Source organism: Enterobacter cloacae complex sp. P12RS (genome assembly GCF_014895875.1).
Lineage (GTDB): Bacteria > Pseudomonadota > Gammaproteobacteria > Enterobacterales > Enterobacteriaceae > Enterobacter > Enterobacter bugandensis.
Genome location: NZ_JADBQO010000008.1, coordinates 117,193 through 140,638, shown reverse-complemented (window position 1 = coordinate 140,638; position 23,446 = coordinate 117,193). Strand labels below are relative to the sequence as shown.

General features: G+C 60.8%; 27 protein-coding genes, 1 pseudogene and 1 riboswitch. Of the genes and pseudogenes, 15 read left to right on the top strand and 13 right to left on the bottom strand.

Translation table 11 applies throughout. From position 1 onward, the window contains the following. Positions 1 to 58: 58 nt before the first annotated feature. The 3 genes and pseudogenes from IM284_RS06355 (at position 59) to puuE (ending at position 2,465) form a co-directional block, all read left to right on the top strand. Complete coding sequence (locus IM284_RS06355) at positions 59 to 775, top strand: GntR family transcriptional regulator (RefSeq protein ID WP_045630054.1); 717 nt, start codon at positions 59 to 61, stop codon at positions 773 to 775. Then, a pseudogene (hpxA, locus tag IM284_RS06350) lies at positions 775 to 1,612 on the top strand (allantoin racemase). Before IM284_RS06355 ends, hpxA begins: the two are co-directional and overlap by 1 nt. Beyond that, positions 1,566 to 2,465, top strand: a complete 900-nt coding sequence (gene puuE / locus IM284_RS06345) for an allantoinase PuuE (protein ID WP_370552116.1) — start codon at positions 1,566 to 1,568, stop codon at positions 2,463 to 2,465. Before hpxA ends, puuE begins: the two are co-directional and overlap by 47 nt. A 48-nt stretch (positions 2,466 to 2,513) precedes the next feature. On the opposite strand, the gene hpxZ is transcribed toward puuE, so the two are convergent. Genes hpxZ through hpxW form a run of 4 tightly spaced genes read right to left on the bottom strand, consistent with a single transcriptional unit; the run spans position 2,514 to position 6,073 of the window. Beyond that, a complete protein-coding gene (gene hpxZ, locus IM284_RS06340) occupies positions 2,514 to 2,900 on the bottom strand; it encodes an oxalurate catabolism protein HpxZ (protein WP_045261685.1) in 387 nt (128 codons plus the stop codon). After that, positions 2,897 to 4,294, bottom strand: a complete 1,398-nt coding sequence (locus tag IM284_RS06335) for an AtzE family amidohydrolase (RefSeq protein ID WP_047368250.1) — start codon at positions 4,292 to 4,294, stop codon at positions 2,897 to 2,899. The genes hpxZ and IM284_RS06335 overlap by 4 nt, the downstream gene beginning before the upstream one ends. After that, positions 4,291 to 4,479, bottom strand: coding sequence for an oxalurate catabolism protein HpxX (gene hpxX / locus IM284_RS06330; RefSeq protein ID WP_028012637.1), 189 nt, complete (start codon positions 4,477 to 4,479; stop codon positions 4,291 to 4,293). The genes IM284_RS06335 and hpxX overlap by 4 nt, the downstream gene beginning before the upstream one ends. Positions 4,480 to 4,489: 10 nt before the next feature. Then, complete coding sequence (gene hpxW, locus IM284_RS06325; RefSeq protein ID WP_047368251.1) at positions 4,490 to 6,073, bottom strand: oxamate amidohydrolase; 1,584 nt, start codon at positions 6,071 to 6,073, stop codon at positions 4,490 to 4,492. 143 nt (positions 6,074 to 6,216) lie between these two features. Here hpxW and hpxU point away from each other — a divergent pair, with 143 nt between their 5' ends. From hpxU to hpxK, 7 genes are all read left to right on the top strand, one after another. After that, positions 6,217 to 7,056 carry a MurR/RpiR family transcriptional regulator HpxU gene (gene hpxU / locus IM284_RS06320; protein ID WP_045261682.1) on the top strand — a complete coding sequence of 280 codons (840 nt, stop codon included), beginning with the start codon at positions 6,217 to 6,219 and terminating at the stop codon, positions 7,054 to 7,056. Between the two features lie 191 nt (positions 7,057 to 7,247). Then, positions 7,248 to 8,030 carry a transporter substrate-binding domain-containing protein gene (locus tag IM284_RS06315; RefSeq protein WP_045261681.1) on the top strand — a complete coding sequence of 261 codons (783 nt, stop codon included), beginning with the start codon at positions 7,248 to 7,250 and terminating at the stop codon, positions 8,028 to 8,030. Between the two features lie 4 nt (positions 8,031 to 8,034). Further along, positions 8,035 to 8,700: an amino acid ABC transporter permease gene (locus tag IM284_RS06310; RefSeq protein ID WP_047368253.1), complete on the top strand. Its 666-nt coding sequence runs from the start codon at positions 8,035 to 8,037 to the stop codon at positions 8,698 to 8,700. Further along, complete coding sequence (locus IM284_RS06305; protein ID WP_193055759.1) at positions 8,700 to 9,362, top strand: amino acid ABC transporter permease; 663 nt, start codon at positions 8,700 to 8,702, stop codon at positions 9,360 to 9,362. The genes IM284_RS06310 and IM284_RS06305 overlap by 1 nt, the downstream gene beginning before the upstream one ends. After that, positions 9,343 to 10,080 (top strand): amino acid ABC transporter ATP-binding protein, encoded by a 738-nt coding sequence (locus IM284_RS06300; protein ID WP_008499843.1) that lies wholly within the window; start codon positions 9,343 to 9,345, stop codon positions 10,078 to 10,080. The genes IM284_RS06305 and IM284_RS06300 overlap by 20 nt, the downstream gene beginning before the upstream one ends. Before the next feature lie 13 nt (positions 10,081 to 10,093). Further along, complete coding sequence (locus IM284_RS06295; protein WP_047368254.1) at positions 10,094 to 11,335, top strand: alanine--glyoxylate aminotransferase family protein; 1,242 nt, start codon at positions 10,094 to 10,096, stop codon at positions 11,333 to 11,335. Then, complete coding sequence (gene hpxK / locus IM284_RS06290) at positions 11,332 to 12,594, top strand: allantoate amidohydrolase (protein ID WP_047368255.1); 1,263 nt, start codon at positions 11,332 to 11,334, stop codon at positions 12,592 to 12,594. The genes IM284_RS06295 and hpxK overlap by 4 nt, the downstream gene beginning before the upstream one ends. Here hpxK and IM284_RS06285 read toward each other — a convergent pair. Continuing rightward, on the bottom strand, positions 12,560 to 13,561 hold the full coding sequence (locus IM284_RS06285; protein WP_045630063.1) for a magnesium transporter: 1,002 nt from the start codon (positions 13,559 to 13,561) through the stop codon (positions 12,560 to 12,562). The genes hpxK and IM284_RS06285 overlap by 35 nt on opposite strands. Positions 13,562 to 13,621: 60 nt before the next feature. Beyond that, positions 13,622 to 13,791, bottom strand: a riboswitch (M-box (ykoK) riboswitch). Positions 13,792 to 13,946: 155 nt separating this feature from the next. On the opposite strand from IM284_RS06285, the gene IM284_RS06280 reads away from it, so the two are divergent. Then, positions 13,947 to 14,450, top strand: a complete 504-nt coding sequence (locus IM284_RS06280) for a DedA family protein (protein WP_047368256.1) — start codon at positions 13,947 to 13,949, stop codon at positions 14,448 to 14,450. Position 14,451: 1 nt separating this feature from the next. On the opposite strand, the gene IM284_RS06275 is transcribed toward IM284_RS06280, so the two are convergent. Beyond that, complete coding sequence (locus IM284_RS06275; RefSeq protein WP_047368257.1) at positions 14,452 to 15,201, bottom strand: SDR family oxidoreductase; 750 nt, start codon at positions 15,199 to 15,201, stop codon at positions 14,452 to 14,454. 100 nt (positions 15,202 to 15,301) lie between these two features. On the opposite strand from IM284_RS06275, the gene IM284_RS06270 reads away from it, so the two are divergent. Beyond that, positions 15,302 to 15,661 (top strand): helix-turn-helix domain-containing protein, encoded by a 360-nt coding sequence (locus IM284_RS06270; RefSeq protein WP_023335206.1) that lies wholly within the window; start codon positions 15,302 to 15,304, stop codon positions 15,659 to 15,661. Position 15,662: 1 nt separating this feature from the next. Here the strand turns inward: IM284_RS06270 and IM284_RS06265 are convergent, their stop codons facing one another. After that, a complete protein-coding gene (locus tag IM284_RS06265) occupies positions 15,663 to 16,457 on the bottom strand; it encodes an SDR family oxidoreductase (protein WP_028012646.1) in 795 nt (264 codons plus the stop codon). 125 nt (positions 16,458 to 16,582) lie between these two features. After that, positions 16,583 to 17,026: a helix-turn-helix domain-containing protein gene (locus IM284_RS06260; RefSeq protein WP_047368258.1), complete on the bottom strand. Its 444-nt coding sequence runs from the start codon at positions 17,024 to 17,026 to the stop codon at positions 16,583 to 16,585. A 152-nt stretch (positions 17,027 to 17,178) separates the two neighbouring features. On the opposite strand from IM284_RS06260, the gene agp reads away from it, so the two are divergent. After that, positions 17,179 to 18,420, top strand: a complete 1,242-nt coding sequence (gene agp / locus IM284_RS06255; protein WP_047368259.1) for a bifunctional glucose-1-phosphatase/inositol phosphatase — start codon at positions 17,179 to 17,181, stop codon at positions 18,418 to 18,420. A 33-nt stretch (positions 18,421 to 18,453) separates the two neighbouring features. On the opposite strand, the gene IM284_RS06250 is transcribed toward agp, so the two are convergent. Both IM284_RS06250 and wrbA read right to left on the bottom strand, forming a co-directional pair. Next, positions 18,454 to 18,681 carry a YccJ family protein gene (locus IM284_RS06250; protein WP_028012649.1) on the bottom strand — a complete coding sequence of 76 codons (228 nt, stop codon included), beginning with the start codon at positions 18,679 to 18,681 and terminating at the stop codon, positions 18,454 to 18,456. Between the two features lie 18 nt (positions 18,682 to 18,699). After that, complete coding sequence (gene wrbA, locus IM284_RS06245) at positions 18,700 to 19,296, bottom strand: NAD(P)H:quinone oxidoreductase (protein WP_041910554.1); 597 nt, start codon at positions 19,294 to 19,296, stop codon at positions 18,700 to 18,702. 390 nt (positions 19,297 to 19,686) lie between these two features. Between wrbA and IM284_RS06240 the strand changes: the two genes are divergently transcribed. Together IM284_RS06240 and IM284_RS06235 are read left to right on the top strand one after the other, a co-directional pair. Continuing rightward, on the top strand, positions 19,687 to 19,857 hold the full coding sequence (locus tag IM284_RS06240) for a general stress protein (protein WP_001273664.1): 171 nt from the start codon (positions 19,687 to 19,689) through the stop codon (positions 19,855 to 19,857). Between the two features lie 116 nt (positions 19,858 to 19,973). After that, positions 19,974 to 20,894, top strand: coding sequence for a DMT family transporter (locus IM284_RS06235; protein ID WP_047368260.1), 921 nt, complete (start codon positions 19,974 to 19,976; stop codon positions 20,892 to 20,894). A 109-nt stretch (positions 20,895 to 21,003) separates the two neighbouring features. Here the strand turns inward: IM284_RS06235 and rutG are convergent, their stop codons facing one another. From rutG to IM284_RS06220, 3 genes are read right to left on the bottom strand one after another with little or no spacing between them, the layout of a single operon-like run. After that, on the bottom strand, positions 21,004 to 22,326 hold the full coding sequence (gene rutG, locus IM284_RS06230) for a pyrimidine utilization transport protein G (protein ID WP_047364260.1): 1,323 nt from the start codon (positions 22,324 to 22,326) through the stop codon (positions 21,004 to 21,006). 21 nt (positions 22,327 to 22,347) lie between these two features. Beyond that, a complete protein-coding gene (rutF, locus tag IM284_RS06225; RefSeq protein WP_047364261.1) occupies positions 22,348 to 22,839 on the bottom strand; it encodes an NADH-dependent FMN reductase RutF in 492 nt (163 codons plus the stop codon). A 12-nt stretch (positions 22,840 to 22,851) separates the two neighbouring features. Next, a complete protein-coding gene (locus IM284_RS06220) occupies positions 22,852 to 23,442 on the bottom strand; it encodes a malonic semialdehyde reductase (protein WP_047368261.1) in 591 nt (196 codons plus the stop codon). Positions 23,443 to 23,446 lie beyond the last annotated feature (4 nt).

The following is a 23,446-nucleotide window of genomic DNA, read 5'->3' as shown; positions in this document are numbered from 1 at the left end:
CAATATTTTATTTTTATGTATACGATTCGATAACGGAAAGTAAAATTCGGAGTGGTGAATGAACAACATAAACGCCCTGCAGACCGCGCCAGACCTGCATGACAAAGACGAAACCATCTTCCAAGCGCTGATGACCGCGATTGTCGAACATCAGCTGCTGCCGGGGAGCAAATTGCCGGAAGAGGCGCTGGCCGAGGTGTTTGGCGTGAGCCGCACGGGCATCCGCAAGGTGCTTCAACGACTCGCCGCTGTGCAAATGGTCACCCTGACGCCCAAACGTGGTGCACACGTCGCCAGCCCGACGGTGGAAGAGGCGCGGCACATCTTCCGCACCCGCGCGCTGCTGGAGGTCGCAAACCTGCCGGACGTGCTGGCGCACTGTCAGCCGCCGCACCTTGCAGCGCTGGAGGCCATTATTCGTCAGGAGCAGCAGGCGCACGAGGCGTACGACGGCCCGGCGGCAATCCGACATTCCGCCAGTTTCCACATACAACTGCAGGCCATCTCCGGCAACCAGGTGCTGACGGAGATGGTGACAAGCCTGAGCCAGCGCTCCTCGCTGGTGATTGCTACCTGGGGTGCGCCGTGGCGTCAGGGCTGCCGCTGCAACGATCACGAACAGCTTGTGGATCTGTTGCGTCAGAAGGCGCTGCAGCCGCTAAGCGATGCCCTCATGCACCATTTTGAACATATCGTTGCCAGCCTTTGCTTCGAGCGGGCGGGCGAGTGCCTGCCTGATTTTGCCCGGCTGTTTGCCGGCCACAAGGAGTCGTAATGTCATCTGTCTGTATACAAGTGATCAACCCCAACACCAGCCTCGCGATGACGGAAACCATCGGCGCGGCGGCCCGAGCGGTGGCGGCGCCGGGAACGGAGATCCTCGCGGTCTGTCCGGGCGCGGGCGTGCCGTCTATCGAGGGCCACTTTGATGAGGCCATCGCCGCCGTCGGTGTCCTGGAACAGATCAAAAAAGGCAGGGAGCAGGGCGTGGACGGTCACGTGATTGCCTGCTTTGGCGATCCGGGCCTGCTGGCGGCGCGCGAGCTGGCGCAGGGGCCGGTTATCGGCATCGCCGAAGCTGCCATGCATATGGCGACGCTGGTCGCGACGCGCTTTTCGGTGATCACCACGCTGCCGCGCACGCTGATTATTGCCCGCCATCTTCTGCACCAGTATGGCTTTCAGGACAAGTGCGCGGCGCTGCACGCTATCGATCTCCCGGTGCTGGCGCTGGAGGACGGCAGCGGTCTGGCGCAGGAGAAGGTGCGCGCGCGCTGTATACAGGCGCTGAAAGAGGATGGCTGCGGCGCCATCGTGCTCGGCTGCGGCGGCATGGCGACCCTTGCGCAGGAGCTGACCCGCGAGCTGCGCGTGCCGGTGATAGACGGCGTCAGCGCGGCGGTGAAGATGGTGGAATCGCTGGTTGCGTTGGGGCTCTCGACCAGCAAGCATGGGGATCTGGCCTTCCCGGAGAGCAAACCTTTAAGCGGGCATTTTCAGGCATTGAATCCATTTTAACTTTTGGGGGTGGTATGGGGCTTTTCGAACAGGATTATCCGCGGGATCTGCGCGGCTACGCGGGCAACCCGCCGCACGCGCGGTGGCCGAATGAGGCGCGCATCGCGGTGCAGTTTGTGCTCAATTATGAAGAAGGGGCGGAAAACCACGTTCTGCACGGCGATGCCGGGTCCGAGCAGTTCCTGTCGGACATCATCGGTGCGGCCAGCTATCCGGACAAACATATGTCGATGGACTCCCTTTACGAATACGGCAGTCGCGCCGGGTTCTGGCGGATCCACAATGAATTTCAAAAACGCGGCCTGCCGCTGACGGTCTTTGGCGTGGCGATGGCGCTGGCGCGTCACCCGGAGATTGTTGAGGCGATCAAAGCCGCGGATTACGACGTGGTCAGCCACGGCTGGCGCTGGATCCACTATCAGAACATGGACATCAGCCAGGAGCGCGACCACCTGCATAAGGCGGTGCAGGTTCTTACCGACCTGTTCGGCAAGCCGCCAACCGGCTGGTACACCGGGCGTGACAGCCCCAACACCCGCCAGCTGGTGGTAGAGCACGGTGGTTTTGACTACGACAGCGACTACTACGGCGACGACCTGCCCTTCTGGACGGAAGTGGCCTGCGGCGACGGCACCCAAAAGCCGCACCTGATCGTGCCCTATACGCTGGATGCGAACGACATGCGCTTTGCGACCGCGCAGGGGTTTAACACCGCCGAGCAGTTTTATACGTACCTGAAGGACAGCTTTGACGTGCTGTACGAGGAGGGGGAGAGCGCGCCAAAGATGATGTCCATCGGCATGCACTGCCGCCTGCTGGGGCGGCCGGGGCGCTTCCGCGCGCTGCAGCGGTTCCTGGATTACGTTCAGCAGCACGAGCGGGTGTGGGTCTGTACCCGCCAGCAGATTGCTGACCACTGGCGGGAAGTGCATCCGTTTCAGAAGTAATTGTGCGATGTTTTGCCGGGTGGCGGTTGCGCCTTACCCGGCCTACGGCTACGACATCAAACTCACCTGCGCCGCCACGATCCGCCACCCGCAGGCAAACCTTACCCACGTCTGCTGCTGGCGGCCAATCCGCTCCGTACCTTCACGGGTAAACTCGGTGCTGCACACGGCATAATCCTCCCCGAAGGTGGTAATCACGGTGTGGCGCAGCGTCCGCTGAAGCCCAGCAGACGGGCGCGCCGCCCTAAAGGCGCGGATTTCATCGATCCCGTACAGGTTTTCACCCGCCCCCAGACGCACCGTGTTTTTGTCGTGCCAGAATAGCTCGTCCAGCACGGCAATGTTGTTACTCACCAGCGCGTCTTCATAGCGATAAAACGCGGCGGTCACCTCGGCAACCACCCACGGCAGGTTAATGTCATCGTGATTGATCATGCTGCAACCTCCGCCGGGCGGGCATCGGTGATGCCGCTCTCTTCCAGCACGCGCGCGACGCGCAGGCAGGCCTGCTCGTTAAACGGCGCGGCAATCAGCTGCAGGCCAATCGGCGCGCCATGTGCGGTGCGCAGCGGAACGGTGGTCACGGGCAGGCCCAAAAATGAAATCGGCTGGGTCAGCATCCCCATGCTGGCGCGGATGGGGAGCGGCTGACCGTTAATCTCCATGGTTTGCTCGCCGATCCGCGTGGCGCTGCGCGGCGTCGCGGGGGCGATCAGCACGTCGGCCTGGGCAAACAGCGCGTGAAACGCCTGCCGCGCCTGCGCGCGGAACCGCTGGGCCTGAATATACCAGGCGGAGGGGATCATCGCGCCTGCCAGCAGTCGCTCCCGGGAGTGCGGCTCAAAGCGCTCGGGCTCGCGGCGAAGCGCGGGCAGGTACTGATTTCCCCCTTCGGAGGCGCTGATGATAAACGCCGCGGAGCGCGCCAGCTCGGCGTCCGGAAACTGCAGCTCATCCTGCACGTCGAGCGCCTTCGCCACCCGCGCCACGGCGTCTCTGGCCTGTGCGTCGCACCAGGTGGTGAAGTAGCCGCCGAGCACCGCGCAGCGCAGGCCGTCAAGCTCGCGGTCTAGCAGGGGGCGCGTCTGCTCGCGCGAGCTCTCTGCCTGAAAACGGTCGCTGCTGTCCCGGCCCTGCAGCGCGTCGTACACGGACGCCAGGTCGCACACCCGGCGGGCAAAGGGGCCGATATGATCCAGGCTCGCAACAAACGGATGGCTGCCGGATCGTGACAGGCGGCCAAAGGTGGGCTTGAGGCCATAGATGCCGCACAGGGAGGCCGGAACGCGAATCGACCCGTTGGTGTCGGTGCCGAGCGAAAAGTGCACCAGCCCGGCGGCCACGGCGGCGGCTGAACCGCCAGAGGACCCGCCCGCAATGCGCGTCAGGTCGTGCGGGTTACGCGTCGCGCCGTAGTGGCTGTTCTCGGTGGTAAAGCCGTAGGCGTAGGCGTCCATATTCACCATCCCGGACAGCAGCCCGCCCGCGCTGCGCAGCTGGCGCACGGCGAAGCTGTCAGCGGCCGCAGCGGGACGCTGGCTGAACAGCTCGGCGCCCGCGAGGGTGGTGTGTCCGGCAACGTCGAACAGGTTTTTCACCGCGTAGGGCACGCCCGCCAGCGGCGGCAGGGGGCGCTTTTCGCGGCGCAGGGTGTCGATGTTCTCGGCCTCGGCGAGCATGCGTGCTTCCGTCACGGTGGTCCAGGCATTGATCTGCGGATTAACGCGCCCAATCGCCTCCAGCGTCTGGCGGGCAATCTCATGGGCGCTCAGCTCGCCCGCACTCAGCGCCTGTTGAATGTCGCTGATACTCATCTCGTGTAGCGTCATGCTTTATACACTCCTGCGATCTCCAGACGGTCGTCGAGCGGCAGCGCCATCAGCGGGGCGGCCATGCTGGCAATGCGGCTGAACTGCAACTGCAGCTCAGCGCGGCGGGCATCGTCCAGCGTCACGCCGAGCACGGACTCCATTTGCGCAAGATACGCCTGCCAGTCGGGTTGTTGTGTCGTCATTGTTTTCTCCTCAGTATCCGGCGGCCGCGCCGTTGCTGCGCGGGTCAAACGCCCCTTCAAACAGCCCGTTGGGGTGGCGGACAATCGCGCCCGCGTGGCCCATCGCTTCACTGAAGTCAGGGAATATTTCTACCTCATGTCCGAGTACCTGAAGCCGTAAGACCGTCTCAGCGGTAAAGCGTCCTTCCAGCTTTAACGTGTCTGAGGTTTGTCCCCAGGTGCGCCCCAGCAGCCAGCGCGGGCGGGAAATGCTCTCCTGCAAGGGCACGCCCTGAACCACGTAGCGGGTAAAGAGCGCGGCCTGGGTTTGCGGCTGTCCGTCACCGCCCATCGATCCGTAGACCATTACGCGCCCGTCCTTAAGTCGCGCCGCCGCCGGGTTCAGGGTATGGAAAGGCTGTTTGCCCGGCGCGAGGGCCAGAAGATGGGCGGGGTCGAGGCTGAACGACGCTCCCCGGTTCTGCCAGACGATGCCGGTATCGGGCAGCACCACGCCGCTGCCGAACTCGTGATAAATACTCTGGATAAACGACACGGCAAGCCCGCTGTTATCCATCACCCCCATCCACACCGTATCGCCGGGCCCTTTTCCGGTTCCCCACGGCGCGGCGTGGCCGTCGTCAACCCTGTCGGCAAGCGCCTGCAGGGCGGCGGGATCCAGCAGTTTCTGAATCTCGGTTTTCAGTTCACGCGGGTCGGTAATGTGGGCATCGCGCAGGCCAAAGGCCAGCTTGGTGGCTTCAACGATGCGGTGAATGGTGTCCGCGTCGTCGGCCTCCGCCATATTCAGGCGGTCGGTGATGCCGAGTATCGCCAGCGAGACCAGCCCCTGCGTCGGCGGGGCATGGTTAAAGATCTCCCCCTGCTGATGCTGCAGCTTCAGCGGCGCGGTGCGCCGGGCAACGTGCGCGTTAAGATCGGCCAGCGTCACGGGGAGAGCCAGCGTCTCCATGCCGTGCGCCAGGACTTCCGCCAGCGGGCCGCGATAAAAGCTGTCCAGACCGTCCTCCGCCAGGCGCGTCAACGTCGTGGCCATGGCGGGCTGATAAAAGCGGCTCCCGACCTGGGGCGGCTTACCGTTCACCAGCCACGTTTCCGCGAAGCCGGGGATGGCCTTAAGCTCGTCGAATTTACTGGCCGTGGCATGGGCCTGTGAGGCCGTGACCGGGGTGCCGTTTTGCGCATAGTCAATAGCGTCGGCCAGCAGGCGGGCCAGCGGCAGCGACTTGCCGGTCATCTCGCATGAGACTTTCAGCGCCTCGTCCCAGCCGCTCACCGTGCCGGCGACGGTCAGCGCCGCCTGCGGTCCGCGATGGGGAATGTGCGTGAGCCCGTCGTAGGCGGCAAGCGTCGCGCGCGATCCCGCCGCGCCGCTGGCATCAATGGCGATGGGGTCGCCTTCTGGCGGCACGATAAGCCAGAAGCCATCGCCGCCCAGCCCGTTCATGTGGGGGTAAACCACGGCGATGGTGGCCGCCGCCGCGACCATCGCTTCAATCGCGCTGCCGCCTTCGCGCAGCACCGCCAGCGCGCTCTGGCTGGCAAGATGGTGGGGCGCAACGGCCATGCCGTGCGTGGAGACGTTGCTTTGCATGAGAAGTCCTCGTAACACTGAAAGTCACAAGGCGCTGCAAAAGCTGTTCCAGTTCTGAAAGAAAAGTTTCAGTAAACTGGCACGTATAATGAATACGTATAAAGAAAGGTATAATGTGATGAAACAAAAGTTACAGAGGCGCTATGGAACAACTGGATGAACGTCTGAAAGCACAATACCCGTCGCTGTCGCCGCAGGAGCAGCGGGTGGCAGACTTTATATTCGACCATTTTGACGACCTGATCAGCTACAACAGCGCCGAGCTGGCGCAGCTGAGCGGGGTGTCGAAAGCCACGGTCAGCCGCCTGTTTAAGCGTCTGGGCTATGAGAAATATAAGGATATGCGCGACGAGCTGCGCACCCTGCGCCAGAGCGGGATGCCGCTCACCGATAACCGCGATGCGGTGCAGGGCAACACGCTGCTGGCGCGCCACTACAAGCAGGAGATGGCGAACCTGACCCAGTGGGTCAATGCCCTTGACGCGCAGCAGTTTGCCGACGCCATGGCCTGCATGGTCAAGGCGCGGCGCATCGTCATTATTGGCATGCGTAACGCTTATCCGGCGGCGCTCCACCTGCGCCAGCAACTGCTGCAGGCGCGCGGTCAGGTGCTGGTCCTGCCGCAGCCGGGCCAGAGCCTGAGCGAGGAGCTGGTGGACTTAACGCCGGACGATCTGGTGGTGATGATGGCCTTCCGCCGCCGCCCGCGCATCATTCGTCCGCTGATGCAGCAGCTTCAGAGTAGCGGTATTCCGGTGCTGCTGATGTGCGAGCCGCAGGCCCACAGCCTGTTTCCGCTGGCGAGCTGGCAGCTCTGCGCCCCGCTGGACAGCGTCTCCGCCTATGACAGCTACTCCTCCGTCAACAGCCTGATCAACCTGCTGGCGAACGCCTTCCTGCATGACATTCTCGATAAAGGCCGTCCGCGCATTCACGAGATTGCCTCCCTCTACCAGCAGCTGGACGAACTCGAACAACGATAATGGGGCATCAGACTGGTGCTTTGCATTGAAATGGTGCAATTGAACGGGGCGAAAATAGAGAGTATTTTCGCCCCGTCCGCGTTTTATCAGGCTTTAAGAGAAAATTCCCCGCTTCGCCTTATCTGGCACATTAGTTGCAAAATCACATTCAAAGAATCTTTTGTTTCATGTTAACGTTACGGGGAAGCACCATGAAAAAACTGTTTATTGCACTGGCCGGGGCCGCATGTCTCTTCACTCAGCTGCCCGCAAAGGCTGACCAGCTTCAGGATATCGAGAAGCGCGGCACCATTCGCATTGCCGTTCCGCAGGATTTCCCGCCGTTTGGCTCGGTAGGGACCGATCTGCAGCCGCAGGGCTACGACATAGACATGGCGCGCTATCTGGCGAAACAGATGAAGCTCAAGCTGCAACTGGTGCCGGTGACCAGCGCCAACCGCGTGCCGTACCTGCAAACCGATAAGGTGGACCTGGTCATTTCCAGCCTCGGTAAAAACCCGGAGCGCGAGAAGGTGATCGACTTCAGCCGCGCCTACGCGCCGTTCTTCCTCGGCGTGTTTGGCCCGAAAGGGGCCGAGCTGAAGGACGCCGCCGCGCTGAGCGGAAAAACCATCGGCGTGACGCGCGGGGCAGTGGAGGATATGGTGCTGACCGGCCTGGCACCGAAAGACGCCAACGTGAAACGCTACGAAGACAACAACACCACGCTCTCGGCCTACCTCTCCGGCCAGGTGCAGTACGTGGCGACCGGCAACCTCGTGGTGGCGGCCATTTCGCGCCAGAACGCGGATAAAGCCCCGGTGCCGAGCTTTATGCTGAAAGACTCACCGTGCTTTATCGGCCTGAAGAAGAACGAACCGGCCCTGAAGGCGAAAGTGGATGCGCTGATTGAGCAGGGCATCAAGGACGGCACGCTGAACGGCCTGTCTGAGCAATGGCTGAAGGCCCCGCTGCCGGCAAACCTTGGCGCCTGAGCCTATGACGGAGCAACTTGATTTTTCAGCCCTCTGGCCGCACTGGCCGGAGCTGCTGGCCGGGCTGTGGGTCACCATTCAGCTGACGGTAATGGCAACCGTCGGCGGGCTGGCAATCGGGATTTTCGGCGCGGCGATCCGCAGCGGACGCACCACCTGGTACAGCCGGATCTGGGGCGGCTACGTGGAGATCATCCGCAACACGCCGTTTGTGGTGCAGCTGTTTTTCATCGTCTTCGGCCTGCCGAATCTGGGCCTGAAGATGACGGCAGGGGAAGCGGCGCTGCTGGCCATGGTGGTGAACCTGGGCGCGTACAGCACCGAGATTATCCGCGCGGGCATTCAGGTCACGCCGAAAGGGCAGTGGGAGGCCGGGCGCGTGCTGGGGCTGACCCGCCCGCAGACCTTTATCCGCGTGGTGCTGCCGCCCGCGCTGCAGCGCATTTATCCGGCGCTGGTGAGCCAGTGCATCATCGTGATGCTCGGTTCGTCGGTGGTGTCGCAGGTCTCGTATGAAGAGCTGACCTTCGCCGCCAACCTGATCCAGTCCAGAACGTTTTTGAGCTTTGAGGTCTATCTGGTGACAACCGGGATTTACCTGGCGCTGTCGATTACCCTTCGCCAGCTGATGATGGCGGCAGGACGCAAATGGCTGGGAGTGCAGGCATGATGACCACCTTTACCGACTGGGACATTATTCGCAACCTGCTGCTGGCCGGACGCTGGACGGTGCTGCTGTCGCTGGTGGCGTTCGTCGGCGGGGCGGTGGTGACCCTGCCTCTGCTGCTGCTGCTGCTGCGCCTGACGGGCGGGCGCACGGTGAAGCGCATTATCCGCGGCTATATCGAGCTGTTTCAGGGCACGCCGCTGCTGATGCAGCTGTTCCTGGCCTTCTTCGGCGTGGCGCTGTTCGGCATCGACGTCTCGCCGTGGACCGCCGCCTCGCTGGCGTTAACCTTCTACACTAGCGCATTTCTGCTCGATATCTGGTACGGCAGCATTCGCGCCCTGCCGAAGGGGCAGTGGGAAGCCTCGCGCTGCCTGGGCCTGACCTTCGGCCAGACCCTGTTTCGCGTGGTCGCTCCGCAGGCGCTGCGCATCGGCATCGCCCCGACGGTGGGCTTTGCGGTGCAGGTGATCAAAGGCACCGCGCTGGCGTCGATTATCGGCTTCATCGAGCTGACCAAGGCCGGCACCATGCTGACCAACGTGACCTATCAGCCGTTTAAGGTCTTTGCGCTGGTGGCGCTCGGCTACTTTATTCTGTGTTATCCGCTGTCGCGCTACAGCCGCTATCTGGAGACCAAATTCAATGCCTCTCATCACCATTAATCAGGTGCAGAAGTACTACGGCGATAACCATGTGCTCAAGGGCGTCGATCTGGATATCGATATGGGCCAGGTGATCTCCATTATCGGGCGCAGCGGATCGGGCAAAAGCACGCTGCTGCGCTGCATCAACGGCCTGGAAGGGTATCAGGACGGAAGCATCAAGCTGGGCGGCATGACCATTACCGACCGGGATTCTCAGGCGCGCGAAATCAGCCGCTCGGTCGGGATGGTGTTCCAGAGCTTCAACCTGTTCCCGCACATGACGGCGCTGGAGAACGTGATGCTCGCCCCGCGTCGGGTACTGAAGAAAAGCGCCGCCGAATGCCGCGAACTGGCCCAGCGCATGCTGGAGAAAGTGGGGCTTGGCGATCGTCTGGATTACTACCCGTCGAGCCTCTCCGGCGGCCAGCAGCAGCGCGTGGCGATTGCCCGCGCGCTGGCGATGTCGCCTAAAGTTTTACTCTGCGACGAGATCACCTCCGCGCTCGACCCGGAGCTGGTGGGCGAAGTGCTCAAGGTGCTGGAGCAGCTGGCGGCCGAGGGGATGACCCTGATTCTCGTGACCCATGAAATGAATTTTGCCCGCGAAGTGGGCGACCGCGTGGTGTTTATGCACCAGGGGAAAGTCTGGGAGCAGGGCGACAGCAAAACGCTGTTCGCCAACCCGCAGACCACGGAACTGAAGCAGTTCATCTCCTCCGTGCGCGGCCTCAACTGATAAGGACTTAACAATGGATATCGCACACTTTCCGCAAATCAACCCGCCCCAGCGCCTGCTGATGGGGCCGGGGCCGATCAACGCCGACCCGCGCGTGCTGCGCGCCATGTCGAGCCAGCTGATCGGCCAGTACGATCCGGCCATGACCCACTACATGAACGAGGTGATGGCGCTCTATCGCGGCGTGTTTCGCACCGAGAACCGCTGGACGATTCTGGTGGACGGCACCTCCCGCGCGGGGATTGAAGCCATTCTGGTCTCCGCCATCCGCCCCGGAGATAAAGTGCTGGTGCCGGTCTTTGGCCGCTTTGGCCACCTGCTGTGCGAAATTGCCCGCCGCTGCCGCGCGGAGGTGCACACCATCGAGGTGCCGTGGGGCGAGGTGTTTACCCCGGACCAGGTGGAGGATGCGATTAAGCGTATTCGTCCGCGCCTGCTGCTGACCGTGCAGGGTGACACCTCCACCACCATGCTGCAGCCGCTCGCCGAGCTCGGCGCCATCTGCCGCCGCTACGACGTGCTGTTTTACACCGATGCCACCGCGTCGCTCGGCGGCAACGCGCTGGAGACCGACGCATGGGGACTGGACGCCGTCTCGGCCGGGATGCAGAAGTGCCTCGGCGGCCCGTCGGGCACGTCGCCGATCACCCTGAGCGCGCGCATGGAGGAGGCGATCCGCCGCCGCAAATGCGTTGAGGAGGGCATTCGCACCGACGCCCACCGCGACGGCGATGAGGAGATGATCTACTCCAACTATTTCGATCTCGGCATGGTGATGGACTACTGGGGGCCGGAGCGCCTCAACCACCACACCGAAGCGACCACCGCGCTGTTTGGCGCCCGCGAGTGCGCGCGTTTGATCCTGCAGGAAGGGCTGGATAACGGCATCGCCCGCCACAGGCTGCACGGCGATGCGCTGCTGAAGGGCATTCAGGCGATGGGGCTGGAGACCTTTGGCGATCTGAAGCACAAGATGAACAATGTGCTGGGCGTGGTCATCCCGCAGGGCATCAACGGCGACCAGGTGCGTAAGCTGATGCTGGAGGATTTCGGGATTGAAATCGGCACCTCGTTTGGCCCGCTGCACGGCAAGGTGTGGCGCATTGGCACCATGGGCTATAACGCGCGCAAGGACTGCGTGATGACCACCCTGAGCGCGCTGGAGTCGGTGCTGAACTACCTGAAATTCACCACCACGCAGGGGGCGGCGATGCAGGCCGCGTGGGACCACTATCGCCGCGAGACGCCGCAATGAGCCCGGCGGCAGAACGGGTGATGGCCCGCGCCGACGCGCTGGCCGCCATCAGCGAAACCCCGGATGCGCTGACCCGGGTTTATCTCTCCACGCAGCATCTGCAGGCCAACCAGCTGGTGGGGCAGTGGATGAGCCAGGCGGGAATGACCGTCTGGCAGGACAGCGTGGGCAACATCTGCGGACGCTATGAGGGGGCGCAGGAAGGGGCGCAGGCGGTGCTGCTTGGATCGCATCTGGATACCGTGCGCAACGCGGGACGCTACGACGGCATGCTCGGGGTGCTCACGGCCATTGAAGTGGTGGACAGCCTGCATCAGCAGGGTGTGCATCTGGCGCAGGCCATCGAGATTGTCGGCTTTTGCGATGAAGAGGGCACCCGCTTCGGCATTACGCTGTTAGGCAGCCGGGGGCTGACGGGCACCTGGCCGCAGGGCTGGCTGGAAAAAACTGACGCCAGCGGCATCAGCGTGGCGCAGGCGATGACCCAGACGGGGCTCGATCCTGCCCGCGTGTCGCATGCCGCAAGGCGTCAGGAAGATTTCAGCGCCTATCTCGAGCTGCATATTGAGCAGGGGCCGTGCCTTGAGCAGGAGGCGCTCGCGCTTGGCGTGGTGGAAGCCATTAACGGCGCCCGTCGCCTGAACTGTCGCTTCACCGGCGAGGCCGGACATGCGGGAACCGTGCCGATGCTCCACCGCAGAGACGCGCTGGCCGCCGCCGCCGAGTGGATGGTTATCATTGAAAACGCTACCCGACAGCAGGGCGGCAACCTGGTGGCGACGGTCGGGGAATTGCGCTGTCTGCCGGGAGCGGTCAACGTGATCCCCGGTGAGGTTCAGCTCTCGCTCGATATTCGCGGCCCGCAGGATGCACCGCTGGACAGGTTGCTCAACGACCTGCTGGAACATGCCCGGGCGATCGCATCGCGCCGCGGGCTGGCATTTAGCGCCGAGGAGTTTTACCGCATTGCCGCCACGCCGTGCGATCTGCACCTGCAGAACGTGCTGGGGGAGGCCGTCAAATCGGTACAGGGACGTTCGCTGTCGCTGCCCAGCGGCGCGGGCCACGATGCGATTGCCATCGCGGAACGCTGGCCGGTGGGCATGCTGTTCGTTCGCTGCAGGGGCGGAGTCAGCCACCACCCGGCGGAATCGGTGATGGCTGAGGATGTTGCGCTGGCGATTGAGGCGTTTTCGCGTGCGGTGATCCAGCTGGCGGATCGCGTTACTCCAGCCCCAGCGTATACTGCGCGATCTTAAAGTAGATAATCAGCCCGGTACCGTCGATAAGCGTCGCGATAAACGGCGCGGAGACGACCGCCGGGTCAATGCCGCAGCGCTTGAGCACCATCGGGATCACTGACGATACAATCGCGCTCCAGAGCGTAATGCATACCAGCGTCAGGCTGACGATAAGCGTGATTTCCAGCCCGATACCCATCATCCAGGCGCGGATGCACCCGGCAATACCGAGCGTCACGGCAATCATCAGCGAGGTGGTCATCTCTTTGCGCAGCACGCGGCCCACGTCGCGCAGATGCACTTCACCCAGCGCCATGGCGCGCACCAGCGTGGAGGTGATCTGCGTTCCGCTGTTGCCGCCCGTGCCGATCAGCAGCGGAATAAAGAACGCCAGCGCGATGGCAGACTCCAGCGCCTCTTCGAAGTGCTGGATCACCGAGCTGGTGTAGGCTTCCGCGACAAACAGCAGCAGCAGCCAGACGGAGCGTTTCTTCCACAGGCTGAAGGCGCTGGTTTCCAGATAGGGCTTCTCCAGCGGCAGCGTCGCCCCCTGAAGCTGGGCGTCTTCGGTGACGTCATCTTCCAGCAGATGGGCGATTTCGCGCTCGGTCAGGCAGCCGACGAGCTTGCCGTGGGTCACCACCGGCACGACGTCCGCGTCGCCGTGGGCCAGAAGTCCGGCGACATCGGCTCGTTCATCTTCCGGTTTGACCTGCAAAAACTGTGAAATCATCAGGCTTTTAATTGGCTGCACGGTATCCGTGACCTGCAATAATTTGCGTACCGCAATCATGCCCGCCAGGCGTCCATGGTCTTCAATAAAAATATGCGACGGAATATCATCGTCTTTTAATTTTTCGAAGAATTGCTCGCGCGCCAGCGCCACGCATAATGAAACGTCGAGGACAATAAAATCGGTATTCATATATTGCGCGACCGCGCTGTCATTGAATGCCAGGTTGTGGTTGTGAATAGCGTAAGACATAGTGAATTCCCTTTGAATAATAAAATCTCTCAGGGGCGAGCAAGACAGGGCATGTCGGAAAGGAGATCCCCACGTCCTGGGTTCAGCACTGTACACCGTATCCCGCAAGGGAAGTTATACTGACAAAGCCTTGATTCGACAGTGCCTGTTTTACCCTGTGCCGGTTCTCTCGAACCCACCAGAGCGATAACGTGTATTTGTACAGGAGCCTCGCCATAACGAGATCGTTGTAAAGCGTGAGGAATAATACGCCTGTTTAAATTTATCGCTCAGGAAATTAAATAATGTTTAAGGAAGGTTTAGGTAAATCTTATTAATAAAATGTTGAGGGTTTATTTAAGGTTATTCCTTTTAAATGGAGGATTAATTAACGGGGGGAAGGAAAATGGCGTGGTTTGATAATCTGCTGAATCATTTTGCGCTTTATCCGGCACATCTGTTCGCGCTGTTATTCGTAATGGCGCTGAGCAAGTCCACGGTGCTGATCTCCTCCGTGCTGCCGCCCGCCTCGGTGATGCTGCTGGCGGGCATCGGCGTCAGCCAGGGGAGCATGCACCCGGCGCTGGCGTGGCTCGCCGTGGTGCTGGGGGCAACGGCGGGATCGGTGCTGAACTACCATATCGGCCAGCTGATGGGGCACACCCGGCTTGTCGCGTGCTTTACGGCGAAGCATGCCGCTACGTTTTTACGGGTTCAGCATCAGCTGCAAAAAAACGGTGTCATCGTACTGTTTACGTCACGCTTTCTGGCGGTGTTGCGTTATGTCGTGCCGCTGGCGGCGGGGATGCTCAGGCTGAACGCCGTCAAAGTTTACGCCGTCAGCCTGCTTTCCGCCTGTGCATGGGCGGCGCTGTATGTCGGCGCGGTCACCGGCATCAGCGCCTTTTGAGTTACAGACTCCCCATTCCGCCGTCCACTAGCAGCTCCGTTCCTACCGTGTAGCTCGACTCGTCGGACGCCAGATAGAGCGCGGCTTTTGCCAGCTCCGTCGTCGAGCCCATTCTGCCGAGCGGCACCAGCTTGATGATCTCCGCCATCATCGTGTTAAGCGTCTCTTCGCTTAAGCCCGTCTTCGTAAATGCCGGCGTTTCCACCGGACCGGGGCTCAACCCGTTGACGCGGATCCCGCGCGGCAGCAGCTCCGCCGACAGCGTACGCGCCAGCGACAGGAGGGCGGCCTTGCTCGCGGCATACACGCTGCTGGTGGGCAGGCCGATGCGTGCGCTCACGGAGCCGCAGAGGATCACCGACGACGGGTTATTCAGCAGCGGCAGCAGCGCCTGAATTAAAAAGAACGGTCCCTTCAGGTTGATGCCCATCAGGCGGTCCCACGCATCCTCCTGCCAGGCTTCCAGCGGCGCGTGCGTCACGTCGCCAGCGTTGAGAAACACCGCGTCCAGGCGTGGCCAGCGAGCGGCGAGAGTTTCCGCCAGCGCTTTTTGCGACGCGATATCGCCTGCGTCGGTTGGGATCACCCAGGCCTTATCGCCCAGAATGCGCTCTGCTTCGGCGAGGGTGTCCGGGTTGCGTCCGGTTACGGCGACGCGCGCCCCTTCGGCGATAAACGCCTGCGCTGTGGCAAGACCAATGCCGCTGGTGCCGCCAGTAATCAGCGTATATTTATCGGTTAAACGACCCATGTTCTTCTCCTGAAATGTCACTGGAGAAAGCACTATAGAAACGTTAGTATCGAAAGGAAACTAGGTACCAAATGGATACTAACGAGGCAAGAGGTGTGCTATGGCAGAAATGCTGGAGGTGTGCTGCGAAAAAAAATCTGAGGCGTATACCTGCCCGATGACGCAGTTTGTCAATCTGATATCCGGTAAGTGGGCGATCCCCATTCTCTATCGCCTGATTGTGTTCAACACGCCCGTACGCTTTGGCGATCTGCTGCGTGCCGCTGCCCCCATCACGCAGAAAGAGCTGACGAAGCAGCTCCGCCTGTTTGAGCAGCGCGGGCTGGTGACGCGGACGGTCTACCCGGAGATCCCCCCGCGCGTGGAGTATCAAATTACCGAGCTGGGGTTAACCCTGCAGGACGCACTTTCGCCGCTGGCCGCCTGGATGAGCGAGTACGGCGACCAGCTTGAGCGTTAGGCTACTGTTTCACGTAGCGCGGTGCCGGAACCCCGGTGCGCGCGCTGTTAAACAGCTCAAGGCGCGCCGCTTCGTAGCGATCCCACAGGGCGGCGTCATGCATCGGCGGAATAGTGATCTGTTCGCCCTGATCCAGACCCGCCAGTGACGCATCGACCATATCGTCGGTGGTCATCACCGACCCTTCCGGCAGATCGTTCACCGTAACCCCTGAATGGCTCCAGATCTCCGTCGCCGTCGCGGCGGGCAGCACGGCCTGAATGCGCACGCTGCTATCGGCAAATTCTTCCTGCAGTCCGCGGGTAAAGCTCAGTACCCAGGCTTTGGTGGCGCTGTACAGCGCGCTGCCCGCACGGACATGGAGCGATAACACCGAGGCGATATTGATCAGCGTCCCGCGATTGTTCTGCGCCAGGCGGGGCAGGATGGCGTAGGTCAGACGCATCAGCGCCGTGGTGTTGAGGGTGTTGATGGCCTGATGCTGCGCCACATCGCCCGCAAGGAACGGGGCCATCTGCGCGGTGCCCGCGTTGTTTACCAGCGTATCGATGGCGGTATTGTGGCGCAGTTCATTTTCCACGGCGCGGATCCCGGCTTCATCGCTGAGATCGGCCACCAGTATAGCGACGGCCACGCCATAGCGCGCGCGCAGGTCGGCGGCGAGGGTTTTCAGGCGATCCTCGCGGCGGGCGACCAGGACCAGGTTAGCGCCGCGCGCGGCAAGGCGATCGGCATAGACGGCCCCGATCCCGGAAGAGGCGCCGGTAATTAAGGCGGTGGTGATTTGCGTAGTCATCATGTGTTACCTCAAAGCAAAGTGGGTTATTTGGTTTCAATATGAAACTGAATTAACTCTCTGCTATTTGGTTTTATAATGCAACCATTTTGCCGGGCATTTTGTGCTTTTGCCGTTGGGAACGATCAGGAGGGGAGTTTAGCCACGATCTCTTCAGGCGTCAGCTCGCGCCCATCGTCGGCGATAAGCGCCAGTTTACGCAGGGGTTTGCGCTGTTCGCTATCGACGAGAACGGTGCCGCATTCGTTTTCCGCGAACAAAAATTCATTGCCCCACTGGGAGAGAGCAACCAGCACCGTCTGGAGCGCGCGTCCCTTGTCGGTCAGAACGTATTCCTGCCAGGCGCTGCCGTCGGAGGCGGGCTGAAGCTGGAGGATGCCTTCATCGACCAGCAGCTTCAGCCGCGAGGTGAGCATGTTTTTCGCGATACTGAGGCTTTTCTGAAACTCACCGAAGCGTTTAATCCCGCGCAGCGCGTCGCGAACGATCAGCAGCGACCACCAGTCGCCAATGATATCCAGCGAACGGGCGACGGGGCAGGTGCTCTCTTCAAGGCGGGTGCGTTTCACGGTCAGGTCTCCGGTGGGGTATGGTTTTATTATAAAACTAATTAGCGCCCACCGTAAGCACGTTAATCATCAGTTTGAGAAATGCTTCCCGAAAAAACTGTCACGAATCTGTCACACTCACTGGAATATTAAAAAAACGTGAGGAACGAGGGATGAGAAAAGCACTACTCGCAGTGGCCGTGGCAGGTACCCTTTCAATGGCCTTTGGCGCACAGGCGCAGGAGACGCCGAAAGGCTATCAGCTGGAGCAGGTGTTAATCATGAGCCGTCACAACCTGCGCGCGCCGCTCGCCAACAACGGCAGCGTGCTGGAGCAGTCCACGCCGAAGCAGTGGCCGGAGTGGGACGTGCCGGGCGGTCAGCTCACCACCAAAGGCGGCGTGCTGGAAGTCTATATGGGCCATTACATGCGCGAGTGGCTGGCAGAGCAGGGGATGGTGAAGACGGGAGAGTGCCCGCCAGCGGATAGCGTTTATGCTTACGCCAACAGCCTGCAGCGTACTGTCGCCACCGCGCAGTTCTTTATTACCGGCGCGTTCCCGGGGTGCGACGTCCCCGTGCATCATCAGGAAAAAATGGGCACCATGGATCCGACCTTTAATCCGGTGATTACCGACAACTCGCCGGAATTCCGCGAAAAAGCACTCAAGGCGATGGAGTCCGAGCGGCAGAAAATGCAGCTTGGTGAAAGCTATAAGCTGCTGGAGCAGATGACAAATTACGCCGATTCCCCGTCCTGCAAAGAGAAAAAAGTCTGCTCGCTGGCAGACGCGAAAGATACCTTCAGCGCCGACTATGAAAAAGAGCCTGGCGTATCCGGGCCGCTGAAGGTGGGTAACTCGCTGGTGGATGCGTTCACGCTGCAGTATTACGAAGGGTTTCCGGCCGACCAGGTGGCCTGGGGTGAAATCAAGACCGACCAGCAGTGGCGCGTGCTGTCGAAGCTGAAGAACGGCTATCAGGACTCGCTGTTTACCTCCACCGAGGTGGCGCAAAACGTGGCGAAGCCGCTGGTGAAATATATCGATAAAACGCTGGTCACCGAACAGGCGAAAGCGCCTAAGATTACTCTGCTGGTAGGGCACGATTCGAACATCGCTTCACTGCTCACCGCGCTGGATTTCAAGCCGTATCAGCTGCATGACCAGCAGGAACGGACTCCAATTGGCGGCAAGATTGTCTTCCAGCGTTGGCACGACAAAAACAGCAATCAGGAGCTGATGAAAATTGAGTATGTCTACCAGAGCGCGGAGCAGCTGCGCAACGCCAGCGTGCTGACACTGCAGTCGCCCGCGCAGCGCGTGACGCTGGAGCTGAAGGGCTGTCCGGTGGACGCGAACGGCTTCTGTCCGGTTGATAAATTCAATGCGGTCATGAATAACGCGGCGAAGTAAAAGAGAACCCCCCGCATGGCGGGGGGGAAACGCTTAGACGTTTTTACGTTCGATGGTTTGCTCGCCCCAGAAGAGCGAGTCTTTGTCCGTTTTTTCGAAGGCGCGAATCAGCACTTCATCGTTGCCTTCTTCCCAAATCTGCTCGGCCAGCTTTTCGTCGTAGTTCGCGACTTCAAAGATGGCTTCGGCAATCTCCGGAGAGGTGTTGCGTAAACTTGCCCATTCGCCCACGTGGTGAGCTTTGGATTCCTGTGTTGGCATACTTTTCCTCCTGTTGGGTTAGCCGTTCAGTTTTTTAGCGAGACCCGCGACGTATTCACCCTGATAGCGGGCGATAGAGAGTTCTTCATTGCTTGGCTGACGTGAGCCATCCCCACCGGCAATGGTGGTTGCGCCGTACGGCGTCCCGCCGCGCACCTGAGAAACGTCAAACAGCTCCTGCGCGCCGTAGCCAATCGGCACAATCACCATCCCATGATGAGCAAGGGTAGTCCAGGTTGAGGTAATCGTCTGCTCCTGGCCGCCGCCGGTGCCGGTAGAGCTGAATACGCTGGCGAGTTTGCCGTACAGCGCCCCGGATGCCCAGAGCCCGCCGGTTTGATCGAGGAAGGTACGCATCTGGCCTGACATATTGCCGAAGCGGGTCGGGGTGCCGAAGATAATGGCATCATACTCCGCCAGCTCCTGCGGGGTGGCGACCGGGGCATTTTGTGTTTTTCCCCCGGCTTTGGCGAACGCTTCCGCCTGCATGGTTTCCGGTACGCGTTTTACCACAACCTCAACGCCGTCCACTCTGTTTGCACCTTCTGCTACCGCGTGAGCCATGGTTTCAATGTGTCCATACATGGAATAATAGAGCACCAGAACTTTTGCCATTTTGCATCACTCCTCGTTGGTTTTTCTGACAGCGGATCGCTGCGTTCATTTAAAGATATGACATCACGGCCAGACTGCAAAAATGAACGGCATTTCTTTGATTTATAACAACATGGTTACAATAAGGTGCTGTAGCAAAATGAAACAACTTTCTGGTCGTCGAATTTTAAAATGATAAGAAAGGCTTATAGATTTCCGTCACGTTATCTGACCCGAAAGGCGGATATCATGTTGCAGAATATTACCCGTGGCTTGCCGGATAGCCTCAGTCCACTAAGCTTAGTTTCACGCGGCACAGATAAAGGCCCTGTCCTTTAGCCGCGAGGTGAAAGAATCCTCTTTTACTGAATGCAATATGATGTCTAATGTTTCACACTCTGGAGGTTAGAGATGGCAAACCATCGTGGTGGTTCAGGTAATTTCGCTGAAGACCGTGAAAGAGCATCAGAAGCAGGTCGTAAAGGTGGCCAGTCTAGCGGGGGTAACTTCAAGAACGACCCTCAGCGCGCATCAGAGGCTGGTAAAAAAGGGGGTAAAAATAGCCACGGCAGCAATAAGTAGTACGCCGGGTTGACTCCCTGCCGCCGGGTTTCCCGGCGGTTTTTTTATGTCTGCAACATTGAACTGTAACCAAAGGCAACGCACACTACAGAATTGATCTCACTTGTTGGTGTCGCATGTCCGTCTCACGCTTTAAATTCTCCATAAAACCGCAGGAAGCCATCCTTATTCTCATCACCATGTTCTGGGGCGGGACCTTTCTTGCCGTCCAGTACGCGGTGACCCTCAGCGATCCGTTCTTTTTTGTCGGCCTGCGCTTTGCGACGGCGGCGATAGCCGTGGGGCTGATCTCTCTTAAAACGCTGCGGGGTCTGACGCTGAAGGAACTCAAGGCCGGCGTGGCGATTGGGATTGCGATAGCGATGGGCTACAGCCTGCAGACGTGGGGATTGCAGACCATCTCCAGCAGCAAATCCGCTTTTATTACCGCCATGTACGTGCCGCTGGTGCCGCTGCTGCAATGGTTATGCCTCGGGAGGCTACCGGGGCTGATGTCCTGCATTGGCATCGTGCTGGCGTTTATCGGCCTGATTTTATTAGCCGGGCCGGAAAATAACCTGCTGGCGCTGGGGCCGGGCGAGATCATTACCCTCGTCGGGGCCATTGCCATCGCGGCGGAAATTATTCTGATCAGCGCCTGGGCTGGGAAAGTGGACGTCAAGCGCGTGACGGTGGTGCAGCTCGCGACGGCGTCGCTGGTGGCCTTCGCGACGATGGTGCCAGCCGGGGAATCCGTGCCGCCGATGTCCACGGGGCTGGTGGTGGTCGCGCTGGGGCTTGGCATCTTCAGCGCCATTATCCAGGTGACCATGAACTGGGCGCAGCGCAGCGTATCGCCAACGCGGGCGACGGTGATCTACACCGGTGAACCGGTCTGGGCGGGGATTTTCGGACGACTGGCCGGCGAGCGTTTACCGCTGCTGGCGCTGGTGGGCGCGGCGTTTATTGTCGCCGGGGTGCTGGTGAGCGAGTTGAAGTTAAAAAAACGACGTAAGGCGATTGCCGGGGTAGGTGCTGAACAAGGTGCAGATAGCTAACAACGCGCACGCTACTGTTTTGCCCGGCGGCGCTACGCTTGCGCGGGCCTACATCCCAACTGTAGGCCGGGTAAGCGTAGCGTCACCCGGCAAGAAAGTGATACACATATCAGGTGGACGGGGTGATGGCTTCCCCTTGCGCCACATCCCCTTTCCGGCGGCTCAGCAGGGCGTTAAGCAGGATCGCGCCGAAGGTCGCCGTACCAATCCCGCCAATCGTAAACCCGCCCAGCGTCAGGGCAAAATCGCCCGCGCCCAGCACCAGCGTGACGGCCACCATGATCAGGTTGCTGTTCTGGCTGAGGTCGACCCGATGTTGTACCCAAATGCGCGCCCCGGCCACGGCGATCAGCCCGAACACCACAATCGACGCGCCGCCGATGACCGGTGACGGAATGGTGTGGATCAGTGCGCCGAACTTCGGTGAGAAACCAAGAAGGATCGCCATTACCGCCGCCGCCACGAAGACCAGCGTTGAGTAGACCTTGGTCACCGCCATCACGCCGATGTTTTCCGCGTAGGTGGTCACGCCGCTGCCGCCCACGGAGCCTGAGAGCATGGTCGCCAGCCCGTCGCCGACGAACGCGCGGCCCATGTACGGATCCATGCTGCGCCCGGTCATTCCCGCCACCGCCTTCAGGTGCCCTAAGTTTTCCGCCACCAGGATCACCGCCACCGGGGCGATAAGCATCATCGCCTGCGTGTTAAAGGTGGGCGAGGTCACCTGCGGCAGACCGAACCAGGCGGCCTGATGGAGCAGGGTAAAATCGACCGGCTTGCCCATGCCGAACACGTTCGCCAGCAGGGCGTAGATCAGACAGGCGACAATCAGCCCGACCAGGATCAGCAGACGCTGGATCATCCCGCGCGTAAAGACTGCCACCAGGCCGATGCACAGCACCGTGATCACCGCCATCCAGCTTTCAAACGGCGAAGCGGAGACGCTTTTCACCGCAATCGGCGCGAGGTTCAGGCCTATCGCCATCACCACCGCGCCGGTGACGACGGGGGGCATCATCCGTTCGATCCAGCGCGTGCCGATCTTCATCACAACGAGACCAATCAGGGTATAGACCAGCCCGCAGGCGATGATGCCGCCGAGGGCCACGCTCAGGTTGGGGTTGATTCCCTGGCCGTTAAAACCGGTAGTGGCGATCACCACGCCGACAAAGGCGGCGCTGGAGCCCAGGTAGCTGGGCACGCGCCCGCCGGTAACAAAAAAGAACAGCAGGGTGCCGATTCCCGACATCAGAATAGACAGGTTGGGATCGAGCCCCATCAGCATCGGCATCAATACCGTCGCGCCAAACATCGCGACTGCATGCTGGACGCCCATTACCATGGTTTGCCCGAGCGGGAGGCGTTCATCCGGCGCGACCACGCCTGCTTCAGTGGAGGTCGATTTCAACTGCCAGTGGGGAAATCCGAACATGGTCTGTCTCCTTAAAGCGCCTTAGCAGGCGGGTCGCATAAGCGCGTGGTAGCTGCGGTCAAACCACACCAGACCTTGCGGGGCGGGGTGGCGAATAATCGATACGATGTCGCAAAACAGAATGTCGTGAGTACCGACGCTGACCACCTGGCTGATGCGGCAGTCAAAGGAGGCCAGCGCATCCTCCAGACGCGGGCAGCCCGTGTCGCCCGTCTGCCAGCGGGCGGCGGTAAAGCGTTCCGCCATCGGCGTTTTGCCGCCAAACAGATTGGATAAAGACTCCTGTCCGGCACTCAGGGTATTCACGCACAGGGTGCGGTTTTCGCTGAACGTGGGCCAGACCGACGCGCCGCGGTTCAGGCACACCAGCAGGGTGGGAGGGGAATCCGTGACGCTGCATACCGCGCTGGCGGTAAAGCCCGCCATCCCCGCCGGGCCGTCGGTGGTGATGATGTTGACCGCCGCGCCAACGCAGGCCATGGCGTCGCGAAAGGTTTGTTTATCCGGTGTCATCACGATCGCTCCTTACGCCAGTCCGCAGGCATCGTCGAAGGTCAGGCGCGGCAGGCGCCCGTAAAGTTTGCGCGTATCGCCATAGCCAATGTTGATCAGCAGGTTGCTTTTAAGCGTTGTGCCGGTGAAAAAGGCCTCGTCGACCTTTTGTCGGTCAAAGCCCGACATCGGGCCGGTGTCCAGCCCCAGGGCGCGACAGGCGAAAATCAGATACGCGGCCTGCATTGAGCTGTTGCGAAAGGCCGTCTCTTCCGCCAGCGCGGGACTTGCGGTAAACCAGCTTCTGGCATCGCCGTGCGGGAACAGCTCGGGCAGGCGCTCGTAGAATTCCCCGTCCCAGGCGACTATCGCTGTCACCGGGGCGGTAAGCGTTTTCTCGAGGTTGCCGCTGGAGAGCGCCGGGCGCAGCTTCTCTTTTCCCTCTGCGCTTCGCACAAAGATAATGCGCGCCGGTGAGCAGTTGGCAGACGTTGGGCCCCATTTCATCAGGTCATACATCTCGCGCAGCGTCTCGTCGCTGACCGGCATATCCAGCCAGCCGTTGTGGGTGCGGGCACTGGTGAACAGCGTTTCCAGCGCGGCGGGGGTAATGGCTTCGCTCATTAAA

Bases quoted from the DNA above. Each gene is read 5' to 3' on its own strand.
- IM284_RS06240 (WP_001273664.1), top strand. From the start codon at position 19,687: ATGGCAAACCATCGTGGTGGTTCAGGTAATTTCGCTGAAGACCGTGAA.
- wrbA (WP_041910554.1), bottom strand. From the start codon at position 19,296: ATGGCAAAAGTTCTGGTGCTCTATTATTCCATGTATGGACACATTGAA.
- IM284_RS06280 (WP_047368256.1), top strand. From the start codon at position 13,947: ATGGCGTGGTTTGATAATCTGCTGAATCATTTTGCGCTTTATCCGGCA.
- IM284_RS06235 (WP_047368260.1), top strand. From the start codon at position 19,974: ATGTCCGTCTCACGCTTTAAATTCTCCATAAAACCGCAGGAAGCCATC.
- hpxW (WP_047368251.1), bottom strand. From the start codon at position 6,073: ATGCAAAGCAACGTCTCCACGCACGGCATGGCCGTTGCGCCCCACCAT.
- IM284_RS06295 (WP_047368254.1), top strand. From the start codon at position 10,094: ATGGATATCGCACACTTTCCGCAAATCAACCCGCCCCAGCGCCTGCTG.
- IM284_RS06310 (WP_047368253.1), top strand. From the start codon at position 8,035: ATGACGGAGCAACTTGATTTTTCAGCCCTCTGGCCGCACTGGCCGGAG.
- hpxZ (WP_045261685.1), bottom strand. From the start codon at position 2,900: ATGATCAATCACGATGACATTAACCTGCCGTGGGTGGTTGCCGAGGTG.
- agp (WP_047368259.1), top strand. From the start codon at position 17,179: ATGAGAAAAGCACTACTCGCAGTGGCCGTGGCAGGTACCCTTTCAATG.
- IM284_RS06250 (WP_028012649.1), bottom strand. From the start codon at position 18,681: ATGCCAACACAGGAATCCAAAGCTCACCACGTGGGCGAATGGGCAAGT.
- hpxX (WP_028012637.1), bottom strand. From the start codon at position 4,479: ATGACGACACAACAACCCGACTGGCAGGCGTATCTTGCGCAAATGGAG.
- IM284_RS06335 (WP_047368250.1), bottom strand. From the start codon at position 4,294: ATGACGCTACACGAGATGAGTATCAGCGACATTCAACAGGCGCTGAGT.
- IM284_RS06285 (WP_045630063.1), bottom strand. From the start codon at position 13,561: ATGTCTTACGCTATTCACAACCACAACCTGGCATTCAATGACAGCGCG.
- IM284_RS06265 (WP_028012646.1), bottom strand. From the start codon at position 16,457: ATGACTACGCAAATCACCACCGCCTTAATTACCGGCGCCTCTTCCGGG.
- IM284_RS06270 (WP_023335206.1), top strand. From the start codon at position 15,302: ATGGCAGAAATGCTGGAGGTGTGCTGCGAAAAAAAATCTGAGGCGTAT.
- IM284_RS06305 (WP_193055759.1), top strand. From the start codon at position 8,700: ATGACCACCTTTACCGACTGGGACATTATTCGCAACCTGCTGCTGGCC.
- rutG (WP_047364260.1), bottom strand. From the start codon at position 22,326: ATGTTCGGATTTCCCCACTGGCAGTTGAAATCGACCTCCACTGAAGCA.
- IM284_RS06315 (WP_045261681.1), top strand. From the start codon at position 7,248: ATGAAAAAACTGTTTATTGCACTGGCCGGGGCCGCATGTCTCTTCACT.
- IM284_RS06300 (WP_008499843.1), top strand. From the start codon at position 9,343: ATGCCTCTCATCACCATTAATCAGGTGCAGAAGTACTACGGCGATAAC.
- IM284_RS06220 (WP_047368261.1), bottom strand. From the start codon at position 23,442: ATGAGCGAAGCCATTACCCCCGCCGCGCTGGAAACGCTGTTCACCAGT.
- IM284_RS06355 (WP_045630054.1), top strand. From the start codon at position 59: ATGAACAACATAAACGCCCTGCAGACCGCGCCAGACCTGCATGACAAA.
- IM284_RS06275 (WP_047368257.1), bottom strand. From the start codon at position 15,201: ATGGGTCGTTTAACCGATAAATATACGCTGATTACTGGCGGCACCAGC.
- hpxK (WP_047368255.1), top strand. From the start codon at position 11,332: ATGAGCCCGGCGGCAGAACGGGTGATGGCCCGCGCCGACGCGCTGGCC.
- hpxU (WP_045261682.1), top strand. From the start codon at position 6,217: ATGGAACAACTGGATGAACGTCTGAAAGCACAATACCCGTCGCTGTCG.
- rutF (WP_047364261.1), bottom strand. From the start codon at position 22,839: ATGACACCGGATAAACAAACCTTTCGCGACGCCATGGCCTGCGTTGGC.